Below are 24,442 nucleotides of genomic sequence, written 5' to 3'. Positions count from 1 at the left end.
TGCTACTAGGCGAGCATTTATTATTGGTTTAGAATCGTCGCCACTTAATCATTTCTGACACCGTAATACAATGTCTAATTCTCTGAATGTTAACCCTGATGAAATCGCCAAATTTGAAAAAGTGGCCCACCAATGGTGGGATTTAACCGGCGATTTTAAGCCTCTCCATCAGATTAACCCGCTACGACAGCAATTTATCTTACAACATTGTGAAGAGCTGTTTGGCAAGAGCATTATCGATGTTGGCTGTGGAGGCGGTATTTTAGCAGAGAGCCTTGCCAAACTTGGGGCTAAAGTTACCGGTATTGATATGGGTGAAGAACCTTTAAATGTGGCTAAACTTCATGCTCTAGAGTCTGGCGTTGAGGTTGAATACCAACGTATACCAGTAGAGCAGAAAGCGGCAGAAAATAACGCGACGTTTGATATTGTTACTTGCATGGAAATGTTGGAACACGTGCCGGATCCAAGCTCAATAGTTCAAGCGTGTAGTGATATGGTAAAGCCTGGTGGTTATGTGTTTTTTTCCACACTTAACAAAACGATGAAGTCTTATTTACTCGCCATTTTAGCTGCGGAGAAAGTATTTAAGCTTGTTCCTGACGGCACTCATGATCACGACAAGTTTATAAGACCCTCTCAACTTATTTCCTGGGCTGAATCTACAGGGTTAAAATGTGTCGATGCTACGGGCATTCATTACAATCCGATCACGGAAAACCATAAACTAGCCCCCGGTTTGGATGTGAATTACATATTATGCTGCAAAAAGGTTGCCTAAGATGACACGCTCGTCTCATACATACAAAGGTGTGTTGTTTGATTTAGACGGCACACTGCTAGATACCGCTGACGACTTGGGTCATGCACTGAATTACGTATTAGAAAAACACGGTTTAGCAGCGGTAGAACGGGAACGCTACCTCCCTGTTGCATCTGACGGCGCGAAAGGCCTACTAGAGTTAGGGTTTTCAGAGCAGCTCGCGCAATATGACTACGAGGCACTAAGAAAAGAGTTTTTGTGCTTTTACGAGGACAATATTGCCACACACACCCGTCCATATGATGGCGTTATTGAACTGCTTAAAACACTCGACGATAAAAACATTAATTGGGGTATAGTCACAAACAAGCCTATTGGGTTAACGGAAAAGCTACTGCCAAACTACACATGTTTTGATTCAGCCAAAGCTGTCTTGGGCGGCGACTCACTTAACACACGCAAACCTCATCCAGAGCCCTTGATTGTTGCCGCTAACAACGCAGATATCATTGCTGAACAATGTGTCTACGTAGGCGATGCTCCCCGAGATATTCAAGCTGGAAATGCAGCGAACATGTTATCTTTAGTAGCAGCTTGGGGTTATATCCCTGAAAGTGAAGAGTTAAGCACATGGCTCGCCGATGAGATCATCGCGCATCCAATGGACGTTTTGCGTTACCTAAGCAATTGATTACTTTATAAACACAAAGCTAACTGGTTGAATTATTTAGAGATCGGACCTCATATTCTTTTTATGAATATCAATCATTATTTATAGTAAAAAATAATTCTATGGATGTAATTTGTTTGAAAAAAAGCGTTGATCTTTTATAAATTCAAACGAAAAAAGCATTACTACGTTAGTCACTACTAACTGGTCAATTTTGGTGCAGATTATTAAATAATCATCCCAAATTTTAGCACTTGCAATACCCCCTCAACCTCATTATCTTGTGATTATAAATTTTCAAAACCCAATATATTGTGCATCGAATGTTCAATCACACACTACAGGAAAATATCTCCTCACCTGTGAACTGCAACACAGCCGCAATATCTACTCCCGAAATAATTAGAACAATAAAGAAAACTCAAGGTCTTTCATGAATAGCAAACTTTTTGTAACTAAACGGAATGGTGAAAAAGAAGCAATCGACTTAGAAAAAATTCATAAAGTGATTGCCTGGGCCGCGGAAGGCCTTGATGACGTATCAGTCTCACAAGTTGAACTAAAGTCTCACATCCAATTTTATGACGGTATTAAAACCGAAGACATTCATGAGACGATTATTAAAGCGGCAGCTGACTTAATTTCTGAAGAATCTCCTGATTACCAATACTTAGCTGCGCACTTGGCTATATTCCATTTGCGTAAAAAAGCATACGGTCAATTTGAGCCGCCTAAGCTTTACGACCATGTTGTGAAAATGGTGGAAATGGGCAAGTACGATCAGCATATCCTAGCTGACTACACCAAAGAAGAGCTTGAACACATGGAGTCATTTCTTGACCACAGCCGTGACTTGAACTTCAGCTACGCTGCCGTAAAACAACTTGAAGGTAAATACCTCGTTCAAAACCGCGTTACTGGCGAAATTTACGAGAGCGCGCAATTTCTATACATCCTTGTCGCAGCATGTTTATTCGCGAAATACCCGAAAGAGAATCGCTTAGAATATGTAGAAGGTTTTTACAACGCGATTTCAACCTTCAAGATTTCATTACCTACGCCAATTATGGCGGGTGTTCGCACGCCTACGCGTCAATTCTCTTCTTGTGTATTAATCGAGTGTGATGACAGTTTAGACTCTATCAATGCAACGTCATCTGCTATTGTAAAATATGTATCGCAACGTGCTGGTATTGGTATTAACGCGGGTCGCATTCGCGCTTTGGGTAGCGCGATTCGAGATGGTGAAGCCTTCCATACGGGTTGTATCCCTTTCTACAAACATTTCCAAACGGCCGTAAAAAGCTGTTCACAAGGTGGTGTTCGTGGCGGCGCGGCTACACTATTCTACCCGCTGTGGCATTTAGAGGTAGAAAGCTTGCTCGTTCTTAAGAACAACCGAGGCGTTGAAGAAAACCGTGTACGTCACTTGGATTATGGCGTCCAGTTTAACAAGCTTATGTACCAACGCTTAATTAAAGGTGATTTTATTACCTTGTTCAGCCCAAGCGATGTACCTGGTTTATATGATGCGTTCTTTGAAGACCAAGATAAATTTGAAGAGCTGTATGTAAAATACGAACAAGACGAATCAATCCGCAAAAAGCGTATAAAAGCTATTGAATTGTTCAGTCTGTTTGCGCAAGAGCGCGCAAGCACTGGTCGTATTTACCTGCAAAATGTTGACCACTGTAACACACACAGTCCATTTGACCCGTCAGTTGCTCCTATTCGTCAATCTAACTTATGTTTAGAAATTGCATTGCCGACTAAACCATTTGAAGACGTAAACGATCCGAATGGTGAAATTGCACTGTGCACATTGTCAGCATTCAACTTAGGGGCGATCGACAATCTAGACGAGCTTGAAGGCTTAGCAGACTTAGCCGTTCGTGCGCTAGATAATCTACTAGATTACCAAGACTACCCTGTACCTGCGGCTCACACAGCAACAATGGGACGTCGTACATTAGGTATAGGTGTGATTAACTATGCATACTACCTAGCGAAAAATGGTGTTTACTATTCAAATGGTAGTGCGAACAACCTAACACACCGCACATTTGAAGCGATTCAATACTACCTATTGAAGGCGTCTAATCAGTTAGCGAAAGAGCAAGGCGCATGCCCATTGTTTAACGAAACTAAGTTAAGCAAAGGTATCTTACCAATTGATACATACAAGAAAGAGGTTGACCAAGTTACTGGTGAGAAATTACACCTTGACTGGGAAGCTTTGCGTGAAAGCATTAAAGAGTATGGTGTTCGTAACTCTACCCTGTCGGCATTAATGCCTTCAGAGACATCATCACAGATTTCAAATGCAACAAATGGTATTGAACCACCTCGTGGTTTAATCAGTATTAAAGCTAGTAAAGACGGTGTTTTAAAGCAGGTTGTACCAGAATACAAACGCTTGAAAGATAACTATGAATTGCTATGGAATATTCCAAGTAACGACGGATACCTTGAACTAGTAGGTATCATGCAGAAATTTATCGACCAAACGATTTCTGCGAATACCAATTACGACCCTTCACGTTACGAAGGTGGCAAGGTACCAGTGAAGCAAATTATCAAAGACTTGCTGGCTGCCTATAAGCTAGGCGTAAAAACCTTGTACTACCACAACACACGTGATGGCGCTGACGACTCTCAAGAACCAGTTGATGAGGGTTGTGAAGGCGGCGCTTGTAAGATTTAACCGTACTTACAAGTTGATTTATTGAGCCGCATATTTCTACGAAATATTGCGGCTCTGACGTATAAACCGTTTTGAAATTGCCAAATAAGAACGTCAACGATAGGCAATACAAAGCACTGCGCTGGCATTGGGCCAGTGCGTTTGGGAGCAATTGAATGACTTACACTACTTTTAATCAAAACCCTACTAATGCGCTATTAGAGCCAATGTTTTTAGGGAATAGCGTAAACGTTGCCCGTTACGACCAACAACGTTACGTTGCGTTTGAAAAGCTTATCGAAAAACAGCTAAGCTTTTTCTGGCGACCTGAAGAAGTAGACGTGTCAAAAGACCGTGCCGACTGGCAAGGCTTAACAAGCTCAGAAAAGCACATCTTTATTTCTAACCTGAAATACCAAACCTTGCTTGATAGTATGGCAGCACGTTCGGTTAATGCTGTTCTATTACCACTCGTGTCACTTCCAGAACTTGAGACTTGGATAGAAACATGGGCATTTAGCGAAACTATTCACTCTCGCTCATATACGCATATTCTGCGTAACCTCTTCACTGAGCCTGGTGAAGTATTTGACGATATCGTGGTAAACCCAGCGATTCTTAAGCGTGCATCGAGCATTGCTAAGTACTTTGACGACGTTATTATCACGACACAGCTTTTACAAGCTCAAGGTGAAGGTGAGTACGACGTTGAAGGTAAAACAATAGAAGTAAGCAAGCGTAAGTTGAAAGAACGCTTGTTCTTAGCTATCTGCTCGGTAAACGCACTTGAAGCCATTCGCTTCTACGTTAGTTTCGCTTGCTCTTTTGCTTTTGCAGAGCGTGAGCTGCTTGAAGGTAACGCAAAGATTATTAAATTGATTGCGCGCGACGAAGCACTTCACTTAACCGGTACACAGCACATTCTTAACAATTGGCAGTCAGGAAATGACGACCCGGAGATGAAAGAAATAGCTGAGCAACTTCACGAAGAAGGTCGCCAAATTTTCTTAGACGTTGTTGAACAAGAAAAAGAATGGGCGCAATACCTATTCAAAGATGGCTCTATGATTGGACTAAATGCTGAAATATTGAATCAGTACATTGAGTACATTTCCAATCAGCGCATGGCCGCTATCGGCTATGAAGCACCGTTCAATATTAAGAGCAACCCTCTGCCTTGGATGAACGCATATCTTGTCAGTGATAACGTGCAAGTAGCGCCTCAAGAAACTGAGATTTCTAGCTACCTAGTCGGTCAAGTTGATTCCGCTGTATCTGCTGACGACTTTGACGATTTCGATTTATAAGCTGCAATTAACTGGTTGTCTATCGCTATTTATGGACAGGTTTAGTTAAGTGAGTGACAATCAGCTCTGCAAAAACGTGTTGGCAAATGGCCAACACGTTATCTTTACCGACAAACATAGTTCGTTACTTGAGTGCCTCGAGTCACAAAACATAGAAGTTCATTTCCACTGTCGCGACGGGTTTTGTGGCGCATGTCGTGTCAAATTAAATAAAGGCCAAGTGAACTACCCTCAAGGCGAACCGCTGGCATTTGTGGGTGATGGTGAAGTGCTATCTTGTTGTTGTATACCAACAACAGATATAGATATCAGTGTCGAATAACCTTAACTAAATAGCCGCAGAATAAAGCGAAAGGAACTACCTTTCGCCTATATCAAGCTCTTTTCGAATCCCTTCTACTACCCGGTTTAATTCAAACGACACATTATCGAATAAGCTTTGATAAGTGCCAGTATTCACCTCATTAACCGCTGTATCTAGTGCCTTACACTTTTCAAACAACTGCATCGCACCGATAGAACAAGCCACGCCCTTGAGGGTATGCACAAGATGTTTAATACGCGCTTGGTCCTGTCCGTTAATTGCTTGTTGAATGTTATCGCTGTCTTGATGATGATCATCATAAAACATCTTTAAGATTTCCATGAACAAATTGTCATCACCTAGCACGTTATTGACGCCTACCTGATAATCAATACCTACTAAACTACCCTGTTCAGCCAAATCCTCAGTCACTATTGGTGTCACATCAATGTCAGCGTCATGAGTATCAACAAAACGGTGACTGACAACTCTGTTACGAGATTGCTCTTTCGCTTGGTATAAAAACTGATCCGCTAAGCTCATTAAATAAGTAAAATCATGCTTGCCATCAACGTGTTGCGCTGATGCAACACCAACACTTGTTGTAATAGAGATGTTTTGCCCATCAGCAGTTGTTATCGTCTCTCTTTCAACCAGTCGTCTTAAGCGTTCACATGCTGAAATTGCATCATGCTGACCTATATTTGGCATACATACGGCAAACTCTTCACCACCAACTCGACCAACAACATCATAATCTCTAAAACACTGCTCCAAGATGCGTGCAAACGCCTTCAGTACCTGATCACCAGCTTCATGTCCGTATGTGTCATTCACCTTTTTAAAGTGATCAATATCTAACATAGCAATAACAATATTTTCGTTGTTGCGAGACATTTGGCTGATTGCTTTTTGAGATAGATGTTCAAATTCACCACGGTTTATCAACCCCGTAAGAAAATCTGTTTTTGCAACATTTTCTAGCTTTAACGTTTTTTCTCTCAAGCGCAAAGCGTTGCGGATACGCGCTAACAATACTTTAGCGATGTAAGGTTTGGTCACATAGTCATGTGCACCTAATTCCAACGCTTCCACTATTTCATCTTCATCGTCAGATGCAGATAACATGATGACAGGGACGTTTATATGTTCACTGTTTGCTCGTAGTTTACGTAAAGTGTCCAAACCGCTCAGACCTGGCATATAAAGATCGAGTAACACCAAATCAATGTCTTTTTCTTCTAATATTGCTAACGCATCTTGACCATCAGACGCCTTGATGACTTCATAGCCTTCCGCCTGTAAATCAAATTCAAGTAGTAATAATGTGTCTTGGGCGTCATCTACCGCCAATATTGTTTGCATACACTTTCCTAATTAAGCGGCTTATAAAAGTATAAAGCCAGCTTGTTTTACGACTATCCACTTTTTTCAGCGTTTGCGAGATACTCAGAAATATCTTTAATGAACTGCTGGTAAGCAACTTCATATTGATTTAGCTGTTTTTGTATATCGCTTATATTATTCTTCTTGGCGAGAGATTCAATATCACCACTGCAGTTTGCCAATGCAATCCCGCCTAAATTTCTAGCGCTTCCTTTCATTTTATGCGCGTTAGCAACTATTGCCTCTTTATTTTCTTCTTTAATGGCTGTTAAAAGCGCTTCGTGCTGACTTGTCGACTCGTCGATAAATAGCTTTATTAAACTATTGATCAACGCTTCGTTTCCTCTCACTCTTTTAAGCACACCATCAAAATCCCAAGATTGGTTTATAGGCTCTTTTGACTTAGTTTTTTCTTTTGGTTCATTTTTATCGTCTGAGTCCCGCTCAATGGGAGAGCTTACCTTTCCAGTCCATTGTAGCAATTTTTGATAAAGTTGCTCTGACTCTACAGGCTTTGACATATAATCAGACATTCCTGCAGCAAGACATTTTTCTTCATCACCTTTCATCGCATTGGCCGTCATCGCAATAATAGGGATATCTTTGTAATCTTCGCCCGCTTCGCCACGTCTAATCGCTTTAGTCGCTTGATAGCCATCCATTTCTGGCATCTGGCAATCCATCAACACTACGTCATACTTGCCAGTGCCCTGATCATTATTCAATGCTGAAAGCGCTTCAACCCCATTACCGGCAACATCCGCTTTGGCGCCAACATTGCCAAGTACTCCTTGAACAACAGCTTGATTGACTCTGTTGTCTTCCACAAGCAGAATTTTAATCGCTGAATATGATTGACTACTTTTGCTTATCGGCTTCTCTTCTGCGTCGACAACTTCTGTATCATCGCTTTCTGCGACAATAATCTTTTCGCTGTCCAATGCCAACATTAGAGCGCTGTGAAGATCTGATGGGGTGACAGGTTTAGGGAAGTAAGCACTAAAGCCAAGTTCGGTGTAATAAGACGCTTTATTGAAATCGCCAATGGCAGTCATCATGATCAACTTCGTGATGCTTGCCCTAGGCTCTCGCTGCAACAATTTACCGAGCGCCACACCGTCCATTTCTGGCATCTGCATATCGAGAATCGCTACATCAAACAAGGGGGATTCAGACGCCCGCACTTTATTCAGGGCTTCTTTTGCATTTAATGCTGCTGTGACATTTGCCCCCCAATGGCTTAGCTGACCCGCAAGCACATTAATATTGGTCTCATTGTCATCGACAATTAATATATTGCGCCCTTGCAAGTCTCTACTTGGTAATACTGTATGTTCAACATCACTTTTAGCTAAGCACAAAGAAAAGAAGAATGAACTGCCATGCCCTTCTTTGCTCTCTACCTTGATTTGACCGCCCATTAGGCCAATTAGTTGCTTAACAATAGCAAGACCCAGCCCTGTTCCACCATATTTGCGTGTTGTGCTGGCATCTACTTGGGTAAAACTATCAAACAGGGAGTCTATTTTGTCTGCAGCTATACCAATCCCACTATCTTTAACCACACATGTAAAAATAAGCTGCTCATTTCTGATGGCTAACTCACCACGAACAGTAACCTCACCTTGTTCAGTAAACTTCAATGCATTGCCAATAAGGTTGTTAAGAATTTGGCGGAAGCGAGTGGGATCGCCCTTAACCATAGGCATGCTAATTTTAGTCGTATCCAGTATTAACTCTACGTTCTTTTCCTGCGCTTTTAACGCAAATGACTCAACCACTTCGCTTAGCTGGCTTAATAGGTTGAAATCTATAGCCTCTAAATCTAGTTTGCCCGCTTCTACTTTAGAAAAATCTAAAATATCGTTGATCAAATTTAGCAATGAATACGCACTGGAGCTGGCTAGCCTCAGGTAATGTTGTTGTGTTTGGTCGAGGGTGGTTTTGTCGAGCAGTCCCAACATGCCAAGAACACCATTCATTGGTGTTCGTATTTCATGACTCATACTCGCAAGAAATTCTGACTTTAACCTTAGCGACTCTTGCGCCATATCAAGCGCTTGTTGTTTTAAATCATGCAATAAACGCTGCTCTGTGATATCCCAACTCGTTCCAACAATGCGTTTAAATTGTCCGTCTTGTTCGAATATCGTTTTAGCATGTGACTCTAAATAGCAAATCTGCTTGTTTGGGTGTACTACACGAAATACATGATTAAAGTCGTCGCCGGTGTCCAACGAGTGCTGAATTTTCAATTGTAGAGACTTTATATCATCAGGATGTACGGCTTTCATCCATACCAACTCTGGCAATGGCGCTTCGTCAATCGTATAACCATACAAGCGATACATTCGCTTGTCCCACGATACACGCTCTGTCTCGTTATTGTATTCCCATACCCCTATTTGTGGTGCTGATAGCGCGAAATCGAGTCGCCACGCCATATCCTTTGCTTCTTTCAATGCTGATTTACGTTGCGACTCCAATATTTGGCTATACGTGTTGTCACGTATCAATGCCGTATACGTCACCGACTCTCCGGTATTCACTTCAGCAACACTTAACGAGACAGGGAAAACTTCACCTTCTTTTCTCTGAGCGGGCAAATCCCTAGCAAGGTTAGTTAATTTGTAATCCCTTGAATTAAAGTAATCTTTCAGGAAATCACGTTCTTCATTAGAAAAGGGTTGTGGCAACAGCATACCGATATGCTTATTCAGTACTTCTTTTTCACTGAACCCAAACATGTCCTCAGCGGACTTGTTGAACGACAACACTCTTCCTTGCTCGTCTATACTGACGACAGCATCAACAATAGAGTTTAAAATTGACTGTAACTTCGCTGAAGATGTTTCAGCATCCTCAATCGCCAGACGCATCGACATTTTATGCTGCTCTACATTTGACAGCAGGCTTTCAAAACTTTTTGCTAGTTTGCCTGTTTCATCAGCAGTATTGATCGGTAACTGAAGCACGCGCCCCGTTTTCTCATAATGTCGAATACTCTCCATCATTCTTAACAATGGTTGTATCAAACGCTGAGAAGCAAAAATAGCAAGACCAAGGGTAAGGATAGCTAACGCTAACCCCAACACAATTGAGCGCTGTTCCATATTGTCTATCGATGAAAATAACGTGCCCCCCTGTTGCATAAGCACTAAGCGATAAGGGTGGTACTTTCCAATGTTGTCAAAATCAACCTGACTGATTTTAACGACCGCCGTTTTATCACCAACATCTACATATCCGATATCACCATATTCACTATGAGCGTTTTTAAATTGGGTATATGCTGCATCAAAAAGAGCCACCTGCTCGCCCTTTAACTGGACATTATTAGCACTGTATAGCGCTTTACCAGTCATATCCTCAAGGTACAATTGCTCCCCATCATGTAACATGGTCGCTATAAGTCTGTTCAAACTAGATAATTTTACCGCAATCGCTAGCGCAGCTATGGTTTGTGTTTCTTGCTTTACTTGCTGAAAAAACACTATGTACTTTTCGCTCTCACCGTTAGCAAGAATTGAATCAAACAATTTAGCATTATTTTCAACTGACTCATTGGACGCATGCCATTTAAAATGCTCTGACCGTATAAATTCATGGAGCCGTTCATCACCTTCTTGGCGATTTATTGCAAGGACTCGAGAGTCATTAGACAGCAATACTATTTGGTCATAAATCTTTCTATCCTGACCGACAAGAGTCAGAACATTGACCACGCGCTCTTTAAACGGCTCAAGAATGTTGTTACCAAGTAAAAACTCTCGCGTGTATTCCTTAATGGTAGGAGCATTGGCTAATACATAACCGGTCTGGTTGTGTTGGTCGACAAAATCTTGTACCAACGTATCAATAACTTGTGACTTTTCGGTCAATGCCTGCTCAGAGCTTTCTTTAAGCACCTGATTTACTTCATAGTAAATTGTTACGGTGACAACCGTCGCGACAAAAAATGCTACAAAGAAGCTTGCTAGTGGCAGTTTATATTTGAGCGACCAAAATCCTCTGACCGACTGTTTAACTCTAGCTTCAGACTGTTCACCCACAGGCGTAAACAAGTCACTTGCTCGATATCCTCGGTAATCGACAAGCATAGTATCTATGATCACACCGACTAGGATAACGCCATAGGCTACGACTTTGATAAAGTGGGCGATGTTAAAATGGTTGTCATACAATGCTGTTGAGCCAAACACCATATGAAGTTGTGTCATGACTTCTGGCAAAATGCTCAATAACAATGCGAATCGAAGTACTCTTTTTTGACGTTGATACCAAATCCAATACGCGATGCCACAACACAAAAATAAAGCAAGCGGTATAGCGTCAAAAGGGCGGGTAATCAGTGCATCGGGAAATATGGTTTTGGGCAAGCTTTCATTACTCGCCACCAAATACATGATGTATAACGTTATACAGAGCAGCGCTATTGCCATTTTCGCCAGCAACCCAAAGCGGCCTTTTTGGGTTAACTTCTTCATTGAGCCTTTGTTATTACTAAGCACTATCACTGCTGTGACAGCAACCAACATAATGCCTGCATTAAAAAAGCGTGATATTGCCCATGTAAAAGGGATGAAATCTTCTTGCGGTGAGCGTGCAGTGACTACTTGTGTAGCTGCTAGCGTATGAAAGGCATCCATAGCTCCAGCACACAACAATGAAATACCAATAAAAGGCACGGAGATATCATTGTTCTTGATAAAATGAAAAATTGACAGCACAGCAATACACATTGCCAATGTTACTGCTGTCCACTCAATTAACGCATGATGAATTTCACCAAAAGATAGATGAGACCCTGTTAACCGTGGTGTCGGAGAAGTAAAATCTACTCCTGCAAAATTTAATAGAAGTGGCGCAAAACTAAACGTTATCACACCAATAAACAGTACGTATTTTGATACCTTTGTTGTTTTACTTATATTGAACAAATGACGTCTCTCTATTCGCTTCGGCTTGTTACGCTAGTGGTGATAATTATTATTGCTAGCATACTTATATTACCCTGAACATTAGAAAAATGTCTCTACCGAATTGCCCACATTTTGTACCTTTATTGTCAAAAAAAAGCGTTAAATAACAACAAAGTTCTTGAGTAGAAGGAGAACAGTTGAGTTGTATATTTTTGTTTAGATTAAAAAAGTGCGGATTGCGTGAGGAATAAAGAGACTTGCTCGACTCCAACATGGAGTCAACATTAACGTTTTTGGGAACAGCTAACGAATCACAAGTCATTCACTTTAAAGAAGTTTTAGTCATATAGTAAATTCAACTATCGACCATAAAGTTAGATTCTTCAAGTAAGAATAGAACTTATCGGTTGAGAAAGAGCGTTGCTTATCGCAAACAACGTAAAGTGGGCGTATATGTAACGAAAAGCCCGCTAGCATTGTGTACTTAGCGGGCTTGGTAATTCGTAATCACTTTTGTGACGTAGTATTAGAATTAACTCACCACGTATTCAGCCCGAACATGGCTTCCACCATTCTTGTATTCAAGTTGCTTACACAATTGAGAAACAAGCATAATACCGCGGCCATGTAATCGATTTTCCTCGCCCTCTTGCACAGCCATACTGGCTCTAAACGCATCAAAGTCAAAGCCATCTCCACTATCGATAACTTCGACGACCATTCGACCATGGTGTTCATCTCGATAATAAGCTAGAGAGAGATCTACCGCCCCAGATTCCAATTGCTGTAAACGTTTTTCTCGTTCTTGAAAATAAAGTGCAAAACCTTCAGCCTGCTGTTTGATGCTCGAATCTAAGCCAAGCACGCCATGCTCTAAAGCATTCACGTATAATTCCGTCAACACCGTAAAAAGGTTCTGCCATTTGTCATCTGGACACTCTAGTTCATGTACACAGCTCATAGCGATAGGGATAGGATTAACCTTCGCTAATTTATTGCCTGTTAGTTTCATTCTCCAACGCCAAATAGAGCCTGTCGAAGAGCGTTCATAGACGCCTTCTCCAATTTCAACCGACAATGATTTTTTAGCGGTATGATGTTCTTTTGCCCATATGTTACACGGTACATCAATAAGCGAGATATCATCTTCTTGTGGCGTGTTTTGACAAAACTCTTCGACATCTCCTATTACTGCAGACGCTATATCGTTGTTGATAACACCAAGTTTCGCTGCTTGCTCAAAGCGCTCAATACCATACATTTCACCGCTTTCACTGCGTGCTTCGATGATACCGTCACTCAACAACACAACTCTGTCTGTTTGCTCGACACTATAAACTGCCATTCGGCTGCCTGAGATCAAACTTGGCACAACACCTAACGGAGGATGAGAAGAGTCAATTTTCTGTTTTATCTCACCTTGCTCATCATAAATATATGTTTCTGGTAAGCCCGCATTGAAAATATATGCAGTGTCATCATGACTTGAGATACTGACGAAAGAGGCCGCTAAAAAGAGATCAGCAGGTAACAAATCATATAATTGCCGATTTACTTGGCTGACTATTTCAAACAGCGTAAAACCTTTTTTTGTCATTGCTCTAAAGGTTTCTGCAAGTGGAATTGCGCCTACCGATGAACGTAACCCATGACCGGTAAAGTCGCCTAACATAACGTTTACGTCGCCGTTGGGACACTGCGCGGTTAATTGAATATCGCCGCTAAACAATGTTGCGGGCTTTTTCACAATACCTATTTTGTCTAGCGCAAAGTTCCGAGACTCGATAACACCAGACATTAGTTGCTCTGCGAGTTCAGCGTCCTTTTGCTGACTTTGTTGAAGGGTTTTTACTTGCGCATACAAATCACTAATACGCTGAATAGACTTTATTTTTGCTTTAAAAACCTCAGGAGAGAATGGACGCACTAAAATGCCATCACCACCGGCTTCAATCGCTTCTATGAAAGACTGGTCTGAATCCATACTGGTAATAAATATCAAAGGAGCTAGTGTATTAGCCGACAGTGCTTTGATTTCTCTCGCCGCCTGGTAGCCATTCATGACCGGCATATTGATGTCCATTAGCACCAAATCAGGTTGGTATTTGATGTACATGTCTACACCACGCATACCGTCGTTTGCCGTAAATACGCGATAGCCTTCTTCTTTGAGCAGCACACTAAGTACTTTGCACTGCATGACAGAGTCGTCAACGACCAGTGCTAGCTTGCTACCTTTGGTACTATCAAACTCTGCCATTTATTAGCACTCAATCGCCATCAATCTATGAAATTGTGCTATTTCCAAAATTTTTGCAACTGAGTCACTGGGGTGACGAATAATAACCGAACCTTTAAGCTTTTCTGCATGATCACGTAACAGTAAAATCATGCCTAATGCCGAACTGTCCATATATGAAGTCCGTGAAAGATCTAACACAAATTTAGCGCCGGCGACTTCAACATTTACATAGGCATCACGGAAAAGTTGATGCAATGAAAAGTCAAACCTATCTTCGATGGTAAGAGTAACGGTTCGCTGGTTATCACTGACTGTTTTTTTAACTGACATTTTTATAACTCTCCATACTAAAACAGTTCAACTTCACCTTCGTCCATAGACGACTGCGAAACACTGCGAAATTGATCTTTCTGCTGAGACTTAGACTTAAGCGCTTTACAATGTGATTGAATAGCTTCAAGTTTTTCAAGCATATCTCCGTTTTCACCAACAGAGGCTAACTGCTCACCAAGTAAAAGTAAGTTCTCTATATTAATATTTAAAGAATCTAATGATTGATATGTCAAATCTTCGAACTGTAAAGACCTAACACCTAAAGATGCCGTATCGCTAATTTGTGGTGATATGTGCGCGAGTTTCTCTACCGCTTCTTTAGTTTGCGTGTTAACGTCGCCCACATGTTCCATCATCACAGCTACTTTATCTTTAGCACGTAAAGTAGGTGTCATATCTGCTGATGCCATAACCTCAACCGATTCTCGCAAATTAGCAATGGTTTGCTGTGCTGACGACACCTCACTTCGAATATCGTTATTCAAATCTGTTGAGCTAACTGACAAGCTTCTCACTTCATTGGCTACTACCGCAAAACCTCGTCCAGCATCGCCTGCCCGAGCAGCTTCAATTGCCGCATTCAACGCAAGTAAATTTGTCTGGCTAGCTAGACTTTCTACTTGTTCTAGCAAAGAAAATATACCATCAAATTTTTTCACCATTTCATCTGTGTAAGACATGGTTTTCAAGCTTTGTTTACTGGTATTGATTATTACGCTGACAAAATCCTCTAGGGTTTTGTTTGAGTCGACAATAAAGGACTCTAATGACGTATGTTCTTCGTCACCAATATGCTGATTACGGTCCAGCACATGGTTTATCATCCCCTGTTGCTCAGACACTAAATCCTGCATTGTTTTAAAACTATTTGAGATACCACTTACAGCGTCACGTACTAGCTCAGTAACACGCATGTGCTCTTGCTTGATAATGTCGACTTCACTCTCAAGCAGTTTGTTAATCTCATCAATGGTAGCCGCCACTTCGCTTTCGATCGATGATGGGACATTGTCTGGTTGGCTCGTTTGAGAAACTGTTTGTTGTTGACTATAGAAAACAAACGCTGCACTTGCTGTGCTAACCACCATAAAAAGCATGGGTATGAAAAGTAAATCAACGGCGAATAACGTAACAATAGCTAGCAACCCACTTACGATTGCTCCAAGCAGCAGCTTGTCCTTATGCTCTGCCATTTAAGGCCTCCTTCATTTCTGCTTTGGCTAAGGTTGCGAATTCAAGCAGTTGAGACGAAATATCCATAAGTGGCATCTCATCCGTATACGCACCCAACTGATGCGCCCGCCCTGGCATTCCCCATACCAAACTTGTTGTTTTATCCTGAATAATGGTTCTCGCACCATTATTTTTTAACTCTAACATGCCTAAGGCTCCATCTTGTCCCATACCGGTTAATAGCACTGCCTGTATATTTCCAGCATGCTCAACCAGTGATTTGAAAAGTACATCTACGGCCGGTTTGTGCAAGTTGACTTTGTCACCGTCATCCAATGTTGTATACAACACACCGGATTTATTAGCAATTTTTAAATGTTTACCGCCTGGTGCTATGTATGCAACACCTGCTTTTATCCGTTGCCCATGCTTAGCCTCTGTCACCGAGATTTCACATATACCATCAAGTCGTGCAGCAAAACGCTCGCTGAATTTTTCTGGGATATGCTGCGCTATCGCAATAGGCGGACAATTAGCAGGCATACACTTTAGAATTTGTGCAATAGCTTCTGTCCCACCCGTTGAGGCTCCTATCGCAATCAAATGATTTTTACGTTTCACGCCATCAAAGCTTAGGACATCTACACTAGCATTTTTCTTAACAGCACTAGCTAGTTGATAGTTTTTTTGATCGACCTCCCCCGCCGATTTCACCTTTTCAACAAGTATTTCTTGAAATCGTTTTTTATTGGCTACTAAAACGTCAAAGCTGGGCTTGGCAATAAAGTCTACTGCGCCCAATGCTAAGGCCTCTAAAGTAATATCGGCGCCCTTCGTTGTTAATGTTGATAACATCACTACTGGCATTGGACGTAGCCGCATCAAATTACTTAAAAATGTAATGCCATCCATTTTCGGCATTTCCACATCAAGCGTAAGTACGTCTGGATTCAGTTGCTTTATCAAGCTTCGTGCTTCGTAAGGATCACCTGCTTCACCGACAACCTCAATTGCAGGTTCTATACTTAGCACCTCTCTGATGACGCCGCGTATAAGAGACGAATCATCTACAATTAATACTTTGATTTTATTCATAAATCAAAAAAGTTCCACATCGCCTTCAACCGTCTCTTGGTCAATCCGGCTTCGGTAGTCAGTTTCGCGTTTAACAATTGTGTCATTGTGCAAGTTATCCAAACGCTTTACGAACGCTCGACCTGTTAATGGTTCAAAAATAACCTTTCTCGGATATATCAAACCCACATCTTGTTTTACAACGTCAATACCCTCTGTTGATAAATAGCGAAACACAAAATCAATGTTACGTTCACCGACATCAGACATCTTCTTTAAGACTTTTCCGCCACCAAACACTTTGGCTTTTAGATTTCGCTTAAGTGCTCCGTTTTTCAATAACGTATTGATCAAATGCTCCATGGCAAAATTACCATAACGTGTGGCATCACTGGCTAAGCCTCTTTGTCCCCAGTCAACTTCATGTAACTCTTTATCAGTAATAGGAAGCATAAAGTGATTCATCCCACCTATCCCCATCTGCTCATCCCAGATACAGGCTGCGATACAAGAACCCAAGGTAGTCGATATTGCGACATCATCAAACGTCGCGTAAAACTCGCCAGGTAGTATTTTTGCTACGACACAATTGCGCTGCTTATCCCAATAATGATTCACATGAGTAAATTCAGGTAAACATTGCCCAATAACACTTTTTACTTCTGCATGTTGATGCTTTAAAACCATCCTAGCTCCAACGATTACGTGTCAAACGGCTTTCTGAATATCGTACGTCCGACATTCTCAAAATACTGTTGAAACTGCCCCAGGTTCTCACTATGACCTAGCATTAGAAGCCCACCAGGCGCTAACATCTCATAGTATCTTTCAAACAAATCTTGCTGCGTAGGCTTATCAAAATAGATAATCACATTTCTGCAAAAGATTACGTCGAAAGGGCCATTCATAGGCCAATCATGCAGTAAATTCAGCTCTTTAAAAGTAATCAATGATTTGGCCGTATCATTTACTTTCACTTTGTTTTGGTTAGCCCCAGCACCTTTTTGAAAATAAGCCTTTTGTAAATGTTGCGGCACATCTTCGATACGCTGCGAATCATATATTCCGGCTTTCGCATGAGCGAGCACGTTACTGTCGATGTCTGTCGCCAAAATCTTAACATCCCACACACTGAGAACATGTTTGAATGCTTGATGCGCGGTTATAGCCAAACTATACGGCTCTTCCCCCGTAGAACTAGCCGATGACCAAAAGCGTAACCGCTTACTGTCTTTGTTTTTTTGTAAAAGTGTTGGAAACTCTTTACTCAGCAAGTAGTCAAAATGATGCTTTTCTCTGTAAAAGCTCGTTAAATTAGTTGTTATCGCGTTAATAAAGTACGTCTTTTCACCTTCTGGGTTGCTTCGCAATATTTGGCAATATTCGGCGAATGTTTCCAATTTCCGTTCACGAACAACACGAGTCAATCGTCGATATACCATTTCACGTTTTGCTTCACCCAACACAATACCGGCAGCATCGTATACGTAATCGCAAATAAACTTAAAATCTCGACTATTTAACGTGTGCGAACGATCCCTTACTTCTATCATTAACGCTTAAAACTCTTGCCACTCATCATCGGACTTAACACTGGTTCTTGGTGTTTTAATGCTTACCGGCCGCAACGGCTGAGTTTGTTTACCCAGTACACCAACATTCCGAGTCATAACATTCTCCTGGGTATCACCATTATTAAAAAATGCGACTTGCTCAAGGAGAGCTTGTGACTGTTCTTCCATTGATTTACTCGACGCGGCAGCTTCTTCTACCAATGCAGCATTTTGCTGCGTCATTTCGTCCATCTGACTGACTGCTTGGCTGACCTCTCCAATCCCCGCCGACTGCTCTTTTCCTGCACTATCTATATCACGGATCATGTTGCCCACTTCTTCTATCGAAGAAACAAGTAAGTCAAACGTTTGGCCTGTTTCATCGACAAGCTTAGTGCCTTGTCCTACAGCTTCAACACTGTCATTAATCAAGCCTTTGATTTCTTTCGCAGCGCCCGCTGAGCGCTGTGCTAAGTTTCTTACTTCAGCAGCTACCACAGCAAAACCTCGTCCTTGCTCTCCTGCTCTTGCCGCTTCAACCGCCGCATTCAAAGCCAACAAATTGGTTTGAAAAGCAATTTCGTCAATTACTCCGATAATATCTGCAATTTTTTTGCTCGATTTATTAATGTCAGCCATCGCAGTAATGGCACTTTTAACGACATCTCCACCATTAATCGCACGTTCAACAACTGTGCTAGACAACTTACTTGCCTCAGAGGCATTCTCTGCATTTTGTTGTACCGTACTGGCTAACTCTTCCATTGCCGATGCCGTTTCTTCCAAGCTCGACGCTTGTGATTCCGTTCGATGACTCAACTCATTGTTCCCTTCTGCAATTTCTCTTGCAGAATCAAACACATTTGTTGAGGCATTTCGAATTTCCTCAACCATATTACTGAGGTTCTCTATTGAGCCATTCATGGCGTCAGCTAACGCTAAAAATTGACCAGCGTAATCACCATTCATCGTATTGGTCAACTGACCTTCAGCCAAAGATTGAGCAACTCGAATAGCATCGTTTAATGGCTCTACAACAGCATCCATTAAGCTATTAATACTGTTTCCAAGGTTATGCATGAAACCTTCGTATGTTGCTGTGTCTATTCGCTGCTCAAGTTCGCCATTAATCGCTGCGTTGATTAAGCCCTCTACTTGACCTTGCGCATCTTTTTGTTCAGTTAAATCGAGCCATTGAACTGCGTTACCGACATGGTTTCCATCGTCATCTTTTAATGCAATCGCAATCAATTCAAAAACCAGGCCGCCAACCGAAATTTCCGTGTTATAAGGTAAATTGTCAGGATTTCCCAGTAAATTTTGCTGATGTGCTGGATTTTTATGGAAGATGTCGAAATTACTGCCAACAATCGTATCAACTTTGAACGCTGGTAGAGATTTCTGAAGTTCCACTTCTCGCCGTCTTAACATATTTAAAACTGAAGGGTTCGCATAAACGATGTTCCCTTTAGTGTCAGCCATCATTAAGTTAGTTGTCATGCCCTCCACGGCAGACATCAATCTCCCTACCTGTATGGCTTTGTTTCTAGCCTCTGTGACATCCTGCCATTCCAAAGCATTACCTATGTAATTTCCTTGCGCATCATTAATCGCTGTGACATTTAATTCAAAGGTTAAATCAGCGATTTTAATATCTGTTTTCCATGGCAAATTACTGGGATCGGCCAGCAAATTACGTTGGTGGTCTGGATTGACATGAAACATATCAATGCAAGATCCTATTAACTGCTCTTCAGATGCTTTAAAACCTGGCCATTTTTCTGCAAATGTTTGCTCATGTTTTTTCAACAATGTGAATGTTGCTTTGTTTGCGTAGGTAATATTAAAGTCACGGTCAATAAACATACTCGGCGTATTGGACTGATCGACAGCACCTTGCAGTTGCACAGCTTTGTTTTCTTGCTGCCTTACCTCGGTAACGTCCTGCCATTCGAGAGAGTTACCAATATAGTTGCCTTCGGCATCATTTATTGCCGTAACGTTTAATTCAATAGTCAGAAATTCAATTTGGATATCAGTCTGGTATGGCAAATTACTCGGATCTGCTAGCAACTTTCTCTGGTGTTCTGGCTTAACATGAAACATATCGATGCATGAGCCGATTATGGATGATTTTTCCGCTCTAAATTCAGGCCATTTCATTTGAAAAACGGCTTCATGTTTTTCTAGGAGCTTCATTGTCGCTTGATTAACATAGGTAACGTTAAAGTCTCTATCAATCATCATAAATGCGGTGAGTGACTGATCGAGAGCGCCTTGAAGCCTAACAGCTAAATCATCCTGTACATGCTCTGCTATATTCATTTGTGCCTCCATAACTGCTGAGCCTTCGTGCTCTGCTTCGGCGCCGCTTTGCATTGTCTTCGCCACGTGACGATAGAATGCCAACCATGCGCGTTTTACAGCCAAAGTGAACTGCTTATCTAAGGCTTGTTCTAATGTTTGAATGAGAGCATTCCCAACCGTGTCATAATGCTGGGGTTTTACTCCGTATTGAATATGTCTCTGTCCCAATTCGCTTAATGCACTATCGAGCTTTTCTGAGTTTTCGCTGATGCTGATAGCAACGTCTAGCATCGATACCAGCTTGTCGGCTTGCTTAGCGATATCTGACGTGAATAGGGATTGTAGTTGGGGGTCTAAAGCAAATAAATGTTGATAGAATACTTCGCCGGCATTAGGCACAGTCGACTTTACAATCGCCCAACTATCCTTGATCGTTTGTATTTGCTTTGGTGTCATAGCAATCCTCGCTAAAAGTTTATGCCTCTACTTCAAATTCCGGCTGTTGCTCCACGGTAAATAATTCTTCTTGATTTAGTAACGACTCGGTATCAAGTAACATAATCAATTTGCTCTCTACTGACGCTAAACCTTTTAGAAAACAACGATCTACCTGGTTACCTAGGGCTGGAGGCTGACGTACGCTGCTCGGTTCAAATTTATAAACCTCTGAAACTGCATCAACGATAATGCCTACCACCATTGGGCTGCTGGGGTCTAGACTCCGAAGGATAATCGTGACTGTTTTATCATTGTATGCCAAGGCGTCCTGCCCGAAGCGCTGCCTCAAATCAACAATCGGTATAATCACACCACGTAAATTAATAACGCCTTTCAAATAGCTAGGCTTATTCGGCAGTTCAGTGACTGACGAAAGCACTCTTATTTCCTGAACACAAAGAATATCAACTCCGTACTCTTCGCCATTCAAAATAAACGTCAAATATTCTTGTTCCATTACTGCTACCCCAAGCCGGCTGTATGCGGTTCAATTTCTTGAAGCGCTTCGAGGTTCAATAGAGTTACGACCCCTTCTCCAACATTGACTAAACCATTAACAAAATGATGCGGAATTACGCCACCAAAAGCAGGCGATTCTCGCACTTCATCTTCTTCAGCGTTTAATACGTCAGAAACGGCATCAACAACGAACCCTATGGTTCGGCTATGCGTCGGCGACTCATAGCGGAGTACAATAACCACTGTGGTTTCGTTGTAATCTGCTACACCAATGCCAAACTTAGCGCGTAAATCAATAATTGGAACAATTACCCCGCGCATGTTGATTACACCTTTTACATAATCAGGCGCATTTGGGATGCGGGTTGGCTTTTCCCAGCTTCGAATTTCTTCAACACATAAAATATCAACCGCGTATTGTTCAGTGTCTAGCATAAATGTCAGGTACTGATCACCGCTTGTAATAAAATCGACGCCTTCTAGGGAATATTCACCTTCAACAGGGATCTGCTGCGCTAACGCTTGAATGTTCATTAAGCCAAAGCCCCTTCTTCAGAATTTACTACTCTCAACCTATTCTGTTTTTCTCGTGCGCTGGTCAGTGCCATGTCAATGATGCCAGGAATATCTAAAATCATTGCTACGGAGCCGTCACCTAATATTGTTGCACCAGAAATTCCCCCGACTTCTTGATAGTTATCTTTCAAACTCTTAATCACGACTTGTTGCTGGGCAAGTAAATCATCAACCATTAAGCCAACCTTTTGTCCGTCCGATTCGACAACAACCAATAATGAATTATCGACCTCTTGGTTTTGTGCAGGTAAATTGAACAACTGATATATCGGAATAACGGGCACATTATCTTCTCTCAACCGATACAACATCATGTCACCCGATACCCGGTTAATCAGGTCTGCTTTCGCCTGAAGTGACTCCACTATAGTAATCAACGGAATAATGAACACTTCCTCTCCGACGCGAACCAGCTGACCATCAAGAATAGCTAACGTAAGTGGCAGGTTAACTTTAAACGTACTTCCCTCTCCAGGAATTGAATCAACTTGAATGCGCCCACCAAGAGACTGAATGTTTTTCTTAACAACATCCATCCCAACGCCACGCCCCGAGATGTCGCTGATTTCCTTCGCGGTTGAAAACCCGGGTTCGAAGATAAGTTCAAATACTTGCGTATCGGTCAAACTTGCTGAAGGTTCAATAAGTCCCTTTTCTACCGCTTTATTAAACACAGCTTCTCGGTTGATACCACCGCCATTATCTTTAATTTCAATAACAATATTGCCGCCTTGGTGATAGGCATCTAGCCAAATAGTTCCTTGTGCTGGCTTGCCAGCAGCAATACGTTTTTCGGCTGACTCGATCCCATGGTCGACTGCATTGCGCACCAAGTGAACAAGTGGATCGCCTATCTGCTCCATGACCGTTTTATCAAGTTCTGTATTTTCACCGTGAATAACCAACTCAATATCTTTGCCTGTTTTCTTCGCTAAATCATGAATAAGGCGTGGAAAGCGATTAAATGCAAAGCTTATTGGGAGCATTCGAATACGCATCACGCTCTCTTGAAGCTCTTTGGTATTTTGTAATAACTGCTCAAGCCCTGCCGTCAACTTTTCTACTTTTGATAGGTCAAAATCATTGCCCAGCTCAGATAGCATGCTTTGTGTTATCACTAACTCACCGACAAGATTAATCAAAGTATCAACCTTATCGACGCCCACTCGAATAGAGCCACTTTCGCCTTTCGCTTTTACCGGCGCCTTGTCGGCAGACTTAGGCGTCGGCTTGGACACTATTGCGGACTGTGGAGTTGTCACCACTTCTTCTGCTATCGCCTTTTCTGAATTTTCTGGTGCTGTTTCATGAAGCGCTTTAGGCGCAATTGCTGCCTCAACAGGTGGCTCAATGTGTTCGATAGCTTGTTTCAGAGCGGCACTGTCGAACTCCGTAGCCGGAATTTGTTCATTGAATGTTTCTGTCGTGTTTGCATCATCCAAAGGTAAGTTGTTTTCAGCTAGCGAAATCGACAGTTGGCATTCATCTTCGACCCACTCAAACACTTCACGAATATCGTCTTCAGTTATACCTTCAGCAGTCAGCTCTAGTGTCCAACGCAAATATAATTCTTCAACATCCATTTCCGTCAAAGACGGTAAATAATTTGCACTCGCTTTAACCTCAAGAGTACCTAAATCTTCAAGGGCGCTAAAAAGTAACAGTGGATCATTGCCCGTTTGAACCAGATGATGCTCTGGAACAAATTCGATATGCCAAACTTGTCGCGCGGCTGCAGATGCCTTTTCGACTGCTTCGGGTGCAGTCTGTTCATCGGTGTTAGAACTAGTCTGGCCCGTTTCATTGTTACTATTATTGAGAATGGTTTCTAGTTTGTCTGACGTGTCTGCGATTTTAGCTTCATCGTATGTCGACTCTTCCTGAATCGCATCTATCATTAGGCGAATACAATCAACAGACTCGAGCAACACTTCAACTTGCTCAGTATCAATAGTGCGTCGACCGTCTCTCAGTTCATCCAACAATGTTTCTACAAGATGTGTGAACTCAGTCACATGGCCAAAACCAAAAGTGCCCGCGCCCCCTTTAATTGAATGTGCAGCTCTAAATATTGAATTAACCGTTTCTTCATCGCCCTGCTCAAAATTGAGCAAGCTAGATTCCATTAACTCTAAGCCTTCATAACTTTCCTCTAGAAAAGTTGGAATGAATTGAGATAAATCGACGCTCAT

At 41.9% G+C, this 24,442-nt stretch carries 17 protein-coding genes; 5 read left to right on the top strand and 12 right to left on the bottom strand.

The annotated features are described in order from the left end of the window. Nucleotides 1-70 precede the first annotated feature (70 nt). The 5 genes from ubiG to yfaE all read left to right on the top strand — a co-directional run bounded on the left by ubiG (nucleotide 71) and on the right by yfaE (nucleotide 5,745). Entirely contained in the window at nucleotides 71-781 is a 711-nt protein-coding gene (gene ubiG / locus ACFSJY_RS09600; RefSeq protein ID WP_386033659.1) for a bifunctional 2-polyprenyl-6-hydroxyphenol methylase/3-demethylubiquinol 3-O-methyltransferase UbiG, read from the top strand. 1 nt (nucleotide 782) lies between these two features. After that, on the top strand, nucleotides 783-1,454 hold the full coding sequence (locus ACFSJY_RS09595; RefSeq protein ID WP_386033657.1) for an HAD family hydrolase: 672 nt from the start codon (nucleotides 783-785) through the stop codon (nucleotides 1,452-1,454). Nucleotides 1,455-1,866: 412 nt separating this feature from the next. Further along, complete coding sequence (gene nrdA, locus ACFSJY_RS09590; RefSeq protein ID WP_386033655.1) at nucleotides 1,867-4,137, top strand: class 1a ribonucleoside-diphosphate reductase subunit alpha; 2,271 nt, start codon at nucleotides 1,867-1,869, stop codon at nucleotides 4,135-4,137. Between the two features lie 155 nt (nucleotides 4,138-4,292). Next, complete coding sequence (gene nrdB, locus ACFSJY_RS09585) at nucleotides 4,293-5,423, top strand: class Ia ribonucleoside-diphosphate reductase subunit beta (protein WP_386033653.1); 1,131 nt, start codon at nucleotides 4,293-4,295, stop codon at nucleotides 5,421-5,423. A gap of 49 nt (nucleotides 5,424-5,472) precedes the next feature. Continuing rightward, on the top strand, nucleotides 5,473-5,745 hold the full coding sequence (yfaE, locus tag ACFSJY_RS09580; protein WP_386033651.1) for a class I ribonucleotide reductase maintenance protein YfaE: 273 nt from the start codon (nucleotides 5,473-5,475) through the stop codon (nucleotides 5,743-5,745). Nucleotides 5,746-5,781: 36 nt separating this feature from the next. On the opposite strand, the gene ACFSJY_RS09575 is transcribed toward yfaE, so the two are convergent. The 12 genes from ACFSJY_RS09575 to ACFSJY_RS09520 form a co-directional block, all read right to left on the bottom strand. After that, nucleotides 5,782-7,092 carry a diguanylate cyclase gene (locus ACFSJY_RS09575; RefSeq protein ID WP_386033649.1) on the bottom strand — a complete coding sequence of 437 codons (1,311 nt, stop codon included), beginning with the start codon at nucleotides 7,090-7,092 and terminating at the stop codon, nucleotides 5,782-5,784. Between the two features lie 53 nt (nucleotides 7,093-7,145). Continuing rightward, nucleotides 7,146-12,053 carry a response regulator gene (locus ACFSJY_RS09570; protein WP_386033647.1) on the bottom strand — a complete coding sequence of 1,636 codons (4,908 nt, stop codon included), beginning with the start codon at nucleotides 12,051-12,053 and terminating at the stop codon, nucleotides 7,146-7,148. A 514-nt stretch (nucleotides 12,054-12,567) separates the two neighbouring features. Further along, entirely contained in the window at nucleotides 12,568-14,295 is a 1,728-nt protein-coding gene (locus ACFSJY_RS09565; protein WP_386033645.1) for an ATP-binding SpoIIE family protein phosphatase, read from the bottom strand. 3 nt (nucleotides 14,296-14,298) lie between these two features. Next, nucleotides 14,299-14,607 (bottom strand): STAS domain-containing protein, encoded by a 309-nt coding sequence (locus ACFSJY_RS09560; protein WP_386033643.1) that lies wholly within the window; start codon nucleotides 14,605-14,607, stop codon nucleotides 14,299-14,301. A 17-nt stretch (nucleotides 14,608-14,624) separates the two neighbouring features. Next, on the bottom strand, nucleotides 14,625-15,803 hold the full coding sequence (locus tag ACFSJY_RS09555; protein WP_386033641.1) for a methyl-accepting chemotaxis protein: 1,179 nt from the start codon (nucleotides 15,801-15,803) through the stop codon (nucleotides 14,625-14,627). Further along, complete coding sequence (locus ACFSJY_RS09550) at nucleotides 15,790-16,878, bottom strand: protein-glutamate methylesterase/protein-glutamine glutaminase (protein WP_386033639.1); 1,089 nt, start codon at nucleotides 16,876-16,878, stop codon at nucleotides 15,790-15,792. Before ACFSJY_RS09550 ends, ACFSJY_RS09555 begins: the two co-directional genes overlap by 14 nt. 3 nt (nucleotides 16,879-16,881) lie before the next feature. Next, a complete protein-coding gene (cheD, locus tag ACFSJY_RS09545) occupies nucleotides 16,882-17,544 on the bottom strand; it encodes a chemoreceptor glutamine deamidase CheD (RefSeq protein ID WP_386033637.1) in 663 nt (220 codons plus the stop codon). Between the two features lie 14 nt (nucleotides 17,545-17,558). After that, the gene (locus ACFSJY_RS09540) at nucleotides 17,559-18,410 is read right to left on the bottom strand and encodes a CheR family methyltransferase (RefSeq protein ID WP_386033635.1); all 852 of its coding nucleotides are present in this window, start codon (nucleotides 18,408-18,410) and stop codon (nucleotides 17,559-17,561) included. Between the two features lie 6 nt (nucleotides 18,411-18,416). After that, entirely contained in the window at nucleotides 18,417-21,173 is a 2,757-nt protein-coding gene (locus ACFSJY_RS09535) for a methyl-accepting chemotaxis protein (RefSeq protein WP_386033633.1), read from the bottom strand. 19 nt (nucleotides 21,174-21,192) lie between these two features. Continuing rightward, nucleotides 21,193-21,672, bottom strand: a complete 480-nt coding sequence (locus ACFSJY_RS09530; RefSeq protein ID WP_386033631.1) for a chemotaxis protein CheW — start codon at nucleotides 21,670-21,672, stop codon at nucleotides 21,193-21,195. Between the two features lie 5 nt (nucleotides 21,673-21,677). Continuing rightward, the gene (locus ACFSJY_RS09525) at nucleotides 21,678-22,208 is read right to left on the bottom strand and encodes a chemotaxis protein CheW (protein WP_386033629.1); all 531 of its coding nucleotides are present in this window, start codon (nucleotides 22,206-22,208) and stop codon (nucleotides 21,678-21,680) included. After that, a complete protein-coding gene (locus ACFSJY_RS09520; RefSeq protein WP_386033627.1) occupies nucleotides 22,208-24,442 on the bottom strand; it encodes a chemotaxis protein CheA in 2,235 nt (744 codons plus the stop codon). Before ACFSJY_RS09520 ends, ACFSJY_RS09525 begins: the two co-directional genes overlap by 1 nt.

It is taken from the genome of Thalassotalea euphylliae, from assembly GCF_042682785.1.
GTDB lineage: Bacteria > Pseudomonadota > Gammaproteobacteria > Enterobacterales > Alteromonadaceae > Thalassotalea_F > Thalassotalea_F euphylliae.
The sequence above is the reverse complement of the archived record's forward strand: the minus strand, read 5'-3'. Positions and strand labels throughout refer to the sequence as shown.

What these genes read in the sequence shown, in the direction of transcription:
- ACFSJY_RS09575 (WP_386033649.1), bottom strand. Translation starts at nt 7,092, where the DNA reads ATGCAAACAATATTGGCGGTAGATGACGCCCAAGACACATTATTACTA.
- nrdB (WP_386033653.1), top strand. Translation starts at nt 4,293, where the DNA reads ATGACTTACACTACTTTTAATCAAAACCCTACTAATGCGCTATTAGAG.
- nrdA (WP_386033655.1), top strand. Translation starts at nt 1,867, where the DNA reads ATGAATAGCAAACTTTTTGTAACTAAACGGAATGGTGAAAAAGAAGCA.
- ACFSJY_RS09555 (WP_386033641.1), bottom strand. Translation starts at nt 15,803, where the DNA reads ATGGCAGAGCATAAGGACAAGCTGCTGCTTGGAGCAATCGTAAGTGGG.
- ACFSJY_RS09560 (WP_386033643.1), bottom strand. Translation starts at nt 14,607, where the DNA reads ATGTCAGTTAAAAAAACAGTCAGTGATAACCAGCGAACCGTTACTCTT.
- ACFSJY_RS09530 (WP_386033631.1), bottom strand. Translation starts at nt 21,672, where the DNA reads ATGGAACAAGAATATTTGACGTTTATTTTGAATGGCGAAGAGTACGGA.
- ACFSJY_RS09535 (WP_386033633.1), bottom strand. Translation starts at nt 21,173, where the DNA reads ATGACACCAAAGCAAATACAAACGATCAAGGATAGTTGGGCGATTGTA.
- ACFSJY_RS09540 (WP_386033635.1), bottom strand. Translation starts at nt 18,410, where the DNA reads ATGATAGAAGTAAGGGATCGTTCGCACACGTTAAATAGTCGAGATTTT.
- ACFSJY_RS09595 (WP_386033657.1), top strand. Translation starts at nt 783, where the DNA reads ATGACACGCTCGTCTCATACATACAAAGGTGTGTTGTTTGATTTAGAC.
- ACFSJY_RS09565 (WP_386033645.1), bottom strand. Translation starts at nt 14,295, where the DNA reads ATGGCAGAGTTTGATAGTACCAAAGGTAGCAAGCTAGCACTGGTCGTT.
- ACFSJY_RS09520 (WP_386033627.1), bottom strand. Translation starts at nt 24,442, where the DNA reads ATGAGCGTCGATTTATCTCAATTCATTCCAACTTTTCTAGAGGAAAGT.
- cheD (WP_386033637.1), bottom strand. Translation starts at nt 17,544, where the DNA reads ATGGTTTTAAAGCATCAACATGCAGAAGTAAAAAGTGTTATTGGGCAA.
- ACFSJY_RS09550 (WP_386033639.1), bottom strand. Translation starts at nt 16,878, where the DNA reads ATGAATAAAATCAAAGTATTAATTGTAGATGATTCGTCTCTTATACGC.
- ACFSJY_RS09525 (WP_386033629.1), bottom strand. Translation starts at nt 22,208, where the DNA reads ATGAACATTCAAGCGTTAGCGCAGCAGATCCCTGTTGAAGGTGAATAT.
- ubiG (WP_386033659.1), top strand. Translation starts at nt 71, where the DNA reads ATGTCTAATTCTCTGAATGTTAACCCTGATGAAATCGCCAAATTTGAA.